7 protein-coding genes are annotated in these 6,442 nt (G+C 27.6%); 6 read left to right on the plus strand and 1 reads right to left on the minus strand.

The features are described 5' to 3' along the window. From KGF50_RS19640 to KGF50_RS19665, 6 genes are all read left to right on the plus strand, one after another. On the plus strand, nt 1-403 hold a 403-nt coding region (locus KGF50_RS19640), incomplete at its 5' end, for a hypothetical protein (protein WP_227849623.1). Nucleotides 404-655: 252 nt separating this feature from the next. Next, nucleotides 656-1,696 (plus strand): SEC-C domain-containing protein, encoded by a 1,041-nt coding sequence (locus KGF50_RS19645; RefSeq protein ID WP_227849624.1) that lies wholly within the window; start codon nt 656-658, stop codon nt 1,694-1,696. Between the two features lie 80 nt (nt 1,697-1,776). Next, nucleotides 1,777-2,142 carry a hypothetical protein gene (locus KGF50_RS19650; protein WP_227849625.1) on the plus strand — a complete coding sequence of 122 codons (366 nt, stop codon included), beginning with the start codon at nt 1,777-1,779 and terminating at the stop codon, nt 2,140-2,142. A gap of 4 nt (nt 2,143-2,146) precedes the next feature. Then, the gene (locus KGF50_RS19655) at nt 2,147-2,464 is read left to right on the plus strand and encodes a hypothetical protein (protein ID WP_227849626.1); all 318 of its coding nucleotides are present in this window, start codon (nt 2,147-2,149) and stop codon (nt 2,462-2,464) included. Nucleotides 2,465-2,511: 47 nt separating this feature from the next. Continuing rightward, on the plus strand, nt 2,512-4,116 hold the full coding sequence (locus KGF50_RS19660) for an FAD-dependent protein (RefSeq protein ID WP_227849627.1): 1,605 nt from the start codon (nt 2,512-2,514) through the stop codon (nt 4,114-4,116). 123 nt (nt 4,117-4,239) lie between these two features. Continuing rightward, nucleotides 4,240-5,868: a Na/Pi cotransporter family protein gene (locus KGF50_RS19665; RefSeq protein ID WP_227849628.1), complete on the plus strand. Its 1,629-nt coding sequence runs from the start codon at nt 4,240-4,242 to the stop codon at nt 5,866-5,868. Between the two features lie 211 nt (nt 5,869-6,079). Here the strand turns inward: KGF50_RS19665 and KGF50_RS19670 are convergent. Then, on the minus strand, nt 6,080-6,442 hold a 363-nt coding region (locus tag KGF50_RS19670), incomplete at its 5' end, for a cell wall-binding repeat-containing protein (RefSeq protein WP_227849629.1).

The raw sequence follows: 6,442 nt of genomic DNA on the forward strand, positions 1-6,442 counted from the left end.
GGAAGATGATAGATATGTAAAAAATGTTGAATTAGATAGTAATACAGAATTAAAAAATAATTTTAATAATTCATTTTTAGATAAAAAAACAAATAAAGATATAGTGTTATTAGTAGAAAATGAATTGAGAAATATTGTGAATGTGGAATATATTAATCAAGAAAGTAGCTTAGACAATCATAATAAAAAACAAACTAATTTAGAAGTAAAAGTTAATGGTCAACTTGAAAATGTGTTGAAACTTGAAGGCGTAATGAAGAATTTAAAGTTACATAATAAAATTGAAAAAATAGAAATTAATAAATTAAAAACAAGTAATCTTGAGGTCAAAAATCTTTCAAACGAATATAAACAAGAAAAAAACAATCTTGTAGAATGTAAAATGACAATTAGAGTCACATAACAAAAAAGAATAGATAAAGTAAAAAACTATTATCAATTCATAAAACTTTATAGAAGAATTAGTTTTACGATAATCCATTTCTGTAAGAGGGATTGTTAATGATTTTATCGAAATCCTAATTAAAGTGAATATATTATACCAAAATATAAGTAAATTTGAGATAATATTTACTTATACTATAGATTGATTGATAAAAAAATGGTATAATAACAAATTGTACTTTAATTTAATAATAAGGGAGTGGAAGTCATATTGTTAGGGAGAAATGAGCTATGCCCTTGTGGAAGTGGCAAAAAATACAAGAAATGTTGTTTAAATAAAGATATTGTTTCAGAAAGAGCAAGCAGAAAAACTGAACTTTCACAAAAGCAATATACAGATTTATATTCAAAATTATATGATTATTCAAGACATGATAAATTCAAAGATGAATGTGAAAAAGCTAAAGAAATGTTTTATATAATGCAAAATGATACTGTAAATGAAAAGTTCGAAAGATTTTTTAATACGTATTTAATACAAGACCACATAATGGAAAATAAAAAGGTCATGACAGTTGGATTTCTTGAAGAGAATGGTGCAAACCTAAGCCAATCAGAAATCGCAATATTAAAAAGTTTATTTGAATCCTATGTAAGCATTTACGAAGTAAAAGAAATTTCTACAGGAAAAATAGTTTTAAGAGATTGTTTAAGTGGGAAAGAGCTTTATACAGAAGATGTAAAACTTCTAAGAAGCTTTAAAATCGGAAGTTGTATGATAGCTAGAATAATTGATGTTGAAGGAACTAATATATTAATAGATGTAACTATAAGTATATCAAATGAAGTTAAAGATATAATTTTAAATGATGTTATGAATTTATTTAATCAATATAAAGACTTATATAAAGATATGAAGACGTTCTTAATTTATCATACACATGTATTATATAAATATATACAACAGCTTTTAGACCCAAGTATAGCTGAATATTTAAAAAGAGAAAGAGATATGAATAATAATAAAAAAGTTGATTCAGAAGGTGAATTAGCTGAAGTAGAATGTAAAGTTTTAGATACTCTTAAAGAAAATGTGGAAAAAGAAAATATAGATGCATGTGTAGAGTTCTGGAATGAATATAAGAAAAGTCATGAAAATATAAAAGGAGCTGAAAGTGGTTGGGCAGCTGCGGTTGAATACTATGTTAAGAAAGAAGCAGGACAACCTATAACTCAAGTTCAAATATCAAAAAAATATGATATAAGCTCTAGTACATTAGGAAAAAGATATAAAGATTTAAAAATATCTTAATTAATTATAAAAAGCTTTAAGTCATAGATAAAGAATCTATAGTATAATATATGTATAATGTGTAGAAAGAGGTATTAATAATGAGTCTTAGTTTAGGAAATGCAATTGCTGTATCAACAAACTTTATAAAATCTAACCCAGCAGTACCTGTATACGACGGAGAAGAAATATATGCAGTTATTTATCATATAGAAATAGGATATAATAATGGTGTATCACCTGATACTAAACAATATATAATAATAGACTATAAAGAGTTCGATTTATCTATGGATAGAAAAAATGAACTAGTAGAAGTTGCTAAAGAGTACTGCAAATCTAAAGATATTGTAGAAAATGAAAATCTTGAAATAAATCTTTTGGATAATGAAGAAGCAGAGAACTTCTTAGAAAAGGTATTTAATAACATGAAAGTTATAAGAGGCCTTATAACTAAAAGAGGATAAGTTAATGGAGTTTATTGGTATAGAAAATATAACACCATATGAAAACATATATGAATTTAGTGTATATAAATACGATGATGAAATTACTTTAGGTAATGCAGAGTTATATATATGTGACTTAAGGGTTATATTAATTAAAGTTAATTCTTTATACGTTGAAAGATTGAATAAATCAGTTGAAGCAATGGTTTTAGTGAAAAATCTAAAAAAAGATTTGGATAAGGAACTTATTGTAGACAAAATAAAGAAATTTGTGCTAGACGAAATTTGGGTAGAAAATCTAGTAAAAGAGAATATAGAAGTTATATTTGTAGAAAGCTAGGAGTAACCCTAGCTTTTTTATATTACAATCTAAGAGAGGAAGACAATATGTTAAGGGTATCTAATATAAAACTTGGAATCGATAAAGATATATCTTTGTTAAAAGATATTGTACTTAAGAAGTTAAGAATAAAAGAAAAAAATTTAATAAAATATAGTATATATAAAGAATCTATAGATGCTAGAAAAAAAGGAAAGATGGAATTTGTTTATTCTGTAGATGTAGAAGTTAGAGATGAAAGTAAAATACTTAGCTCAAATATAAAAGACGTAACAAAAATAAAAGATGTAAAATATGTAAATGTAGCTATGGGTCATAAAAAATTGAATAATAGACCTTTAGTAATTGGAAGTGGACCAGCTGGTTTATTTGCAGGGCTTATTTTGGCTCAAATGGGTTATGAACCAATTATACTTGAAAGAGGTCTTGATGTTGATAGTAGAACCAAGGATATAAGTGATTTCTGGACGACTAGAAAGTTTAAAAATAATTCAAATGTTCAATTTGGAGAAGGTGGAGCAGGAACTTTTTCAGATGGTAAACTCACAACTAGAATAAAAGATATACGATGTAGAAAAGTTCTAGAAGAATTAGTTCAGTTTGGAGCACCAGATGAAATATTGTATTCACATAAGCCACATGTTGGTACAGATATATTAAAAAGTGTAGTTAAAAATATAAGAAATGAAATAATAAATCTAGGTGGACAAGTTAAATTTGATTCAAAAGTGACAGATATAGTTGTGTTAAATAATTCTATACAATCTGTAGTTGTAAATAATAGTGAAAAAATAGATACAGATGCAGTTATATTAGCTGTTGGGCATAGTGCAAGAGATACTTATGAGATGTTGCATTCAAGAGGTGTAAAAATAATTCAGAAACCATTTGCAATAGGAGCTAGAATTGAACATCCTCAAGACCTAATAAATAAAGCACAGTATAAGGAATTTTATAATCACCCTCGACTAGGAGCTGCTGATTATAGACTTATAGAGCATGTTTCAAATGGAAGAACAGCATATACTTTTTGTATGTGTCCAGGAGGAAGTGTCATAGCATCTGCGTCAAATGATTTTGAAATAGTTACAAACGGAATGAGCGAGCATGCAAGAGATAAAATAAATGCTAATAGTGCATTTCTAGTAAATGTACTTCCAGAAGATTTTGATAGTAATAATCCACTAGCAGGGGTTCATTTTCAGCAAAAATATGAGAAATTAGCTTTTGAATTAGGTGGGGAAAATTACAATGCACCAGTTCAACTTGTTGGAGATTTTATTAATAATAAGACTTCTGAAAATTTAGGAAGTGTTGAACCATCATATAAACCTGGATACAAGCTTACAAATTTGAATGAATGTTTGCCTAATTTTGTGGTGGAAACTATGAGAGAAGCATTTATATCTCTTGATAAAAAATTAAATGGATTTGCAATGCATGATGCCGTTTTAACAGGTGTAGAAACTAGGTCATCATCACCAATAAGAATAGTAAGAGATGAAAACAGTTTGGAATCAATAAGTATTAAAAATTTATATCCTTGTGGTGAAGGTGCTGGATATGCAGGTGGAATAGTCACAGCAGCAGTAGATGGTATAAAATGTTCAGAAAAAATAATACAAAAATATGCTAATAATACAAAAATTTAACATAAACTTAATGATTTTTTAATATTTAACATGAATTTAACATTACTACTCCTATAATTTGATAAAATACAATAGGTTATAAAATTTTTAAATATAGTAATCTCTTTACAAGGAGGAAATAATTTGAACATTATAATAAGTCTAATGGGTGGATTAGGACTGTTCCTATATGGTATGAACCTTATGGGAGAAGGTCTGCAAAAATCTGCTGGGACAAAATTAAAAAAGATAATAAAATTACTTACTAGTAACCTATTTATGGGAGTTTTAGTAGGTACAGGAGTTACAGCAGTAATACAAAGTTCAAGTGCTACTACTGTAATGGTTGTTGGTTTCGTAAATGCAGGCATAATGACTTTAAAACAAGCAATAGGGGTTATAATGGGTGCTAATATAGGTACTACTGTTACAGCCCAATTAGTATCTTTTGATTTAACTGGAATGGCTCCAGTAGCATTAGGTATAGGTATTATACTTTATTTATTTGGAAATAAACCTAGAATAAAAAATATAGCTGAAATACTTATAGGTTTTGGGATATTATTTACAGGTATGGATTTTATGAAAATGGCAGTTGAACCATTAAAGGACTATCAAGGGTTCACTGATTTACTTGTTACATTTGGTAATTATCCACTACTTGGATTATTATTAGGATTTGGTATTACAGCAATAATACAGAGTTCAAGTGCATCTATGGGTATGTTGGTTGCATTAGCAGCAGAAGGTTTAATTCCATTGGCAGCAGCATTACCAATTCTTTATGGTCAAAATATTGGTACATGTGTAACTTCATTGCTATCAAGTATTGGCGCTAATAAAAATGCACGAAGAGCAGCTATGATGCATTTAATCTTCAATGTTTTGGGAACAGTAATATTCTTAGTGTTGTTGAATAAACCAATTGTAAATTTAGTTACAAGTTGGGACCCAAGTAATGTTGCAAGACAAATAGCTAATACACACACATTGTTTAATATTATATCTGTCTTAATACTTCTGCCATTTACAAAGGTTATCATAAAACTAGCCATTAAGCTTGTTCCTGATAAAGCTGGTGATGCAGATGAAGATGAAGCTAAGACTATTAAATATATAGATGATAGAATGATAGAAACTCCTTCTATAGCTCTTGCCAATACGATAAAAGAAGCACTTCGTATGGGAGAAAAAGCTAAGGAAAGTTTAAATGCATCTATGGAAGCGTTAGTAGAACATTCAACTGAAAAAATAGATAAGACATACAGACGTGAAAAACTAATAAATGATTTACAAAAAGCTATCTTAAATTACTTGCTTAAACTTTCAAAGGCACCTTTAGATGATGATTCTAGAGAAGTTGTAGACACCTTATTTAATACAGTTAATGATATAGAAAGAATTGGTGACCATGCTAAAAATATAGCTGAATTATCTCAAGTTGCAATAGATTCAAATATTTCTTTCTCTGAGGAAGGACAAGCTGAACTTGATGTTATGTACAATAAAGTTGTTTCAGCCTATACTTATGCTTTAGAGTCAATGAGAACTGATGATGTGGATTTAGCTTGTAAGGTTATAAAAATTGAAGAGCAAGTTGATATAATGGAGAAATCTTGTAGAGCTAATCATATGTATAGATTAAATAATAACTTATGCAGTATAGAAAATGGAGTTATTTATTTAGATGTAATAAGTAATCTAGAAAGAATATCTGACCATGCTGTTAATATAGCACAACAAGTTATAGCTAAGAGATTGGGAACTGATTAAAAATAGTAATTTAAAATAAAATAGGACTAAAAATAGAAAATAAACAAAAAAGAAGGAGTTGTCTTAAATTTGATTTTTTATAATCAAATTTTAAGTTCAACTCCTTTAAAATTAGTCTAATTAATCTTATTGAATCACTCTTAAGAATAATTATCACGTAGAAAAGGAGATTATTAAAATTTTTATTTTAAGACATCTCCTTTTCAAAATATTAAGCTATTTCTTTAATTTGTTTAAATGAATTTTCATTTCCATTTCCACCTATTTGTGTTACTGATTTAAATCTCATAGTTTTAAATAGTTCTTTTTGACTATAGTCTAGTAAATTTCCTACTAGTATTACAGGAGATTTAGTTTTTCCAGCTAAAACCCCAACAGATAAACCATCTATTAAATCATCTTGTTTGTTGATTCCATTTTTAGCAACATATAGATTGCTTATATTAGAACCTTTATAAAACTCTTTTATTACTTTTGCATTTGTTTCATTTCTAGTGCTACCTGATATTCTTTGTGGATTTTTTAGTTTGCTTTCTATATTTTTAGAAACTGTGTATTCTCCACCAATTATATA

Origin of the sequence: Clostridioides sp. ZZV15-6598, from assembly GCF_020657705.1 — a bacterium.
GTDB lineage: Bacteria > Bacillota > Clostridia > Peptostreptococcales > Peptostreptococcaceae > Clostridioides > Clostridioides difficile_F.

Excerpts from the sequence above, each read along its gene's own strand:
- KGF50_RS19660 (WP_227849627.1), top strand. The coding sequence starts at position 2,512 with ATGTTAAGGGTATCTAATATAAAACTTGGAATCGATAAAGATATATCT.
- KGF50_RS19650 (WP_227849625.1), top strand. The coding sequence starts at position 1,777 with ATGAGTCTTAGTTTAGGAAATGCAATTGCTGTATCAACAAACTTTATA.
- KGF50_RS19655 (WP_227849626.1), top strand. The coding sequence starts at position 2,147 with ATGGAGTTTATTGGTATAGAAAATATAACACCATATGAAAACATATAT.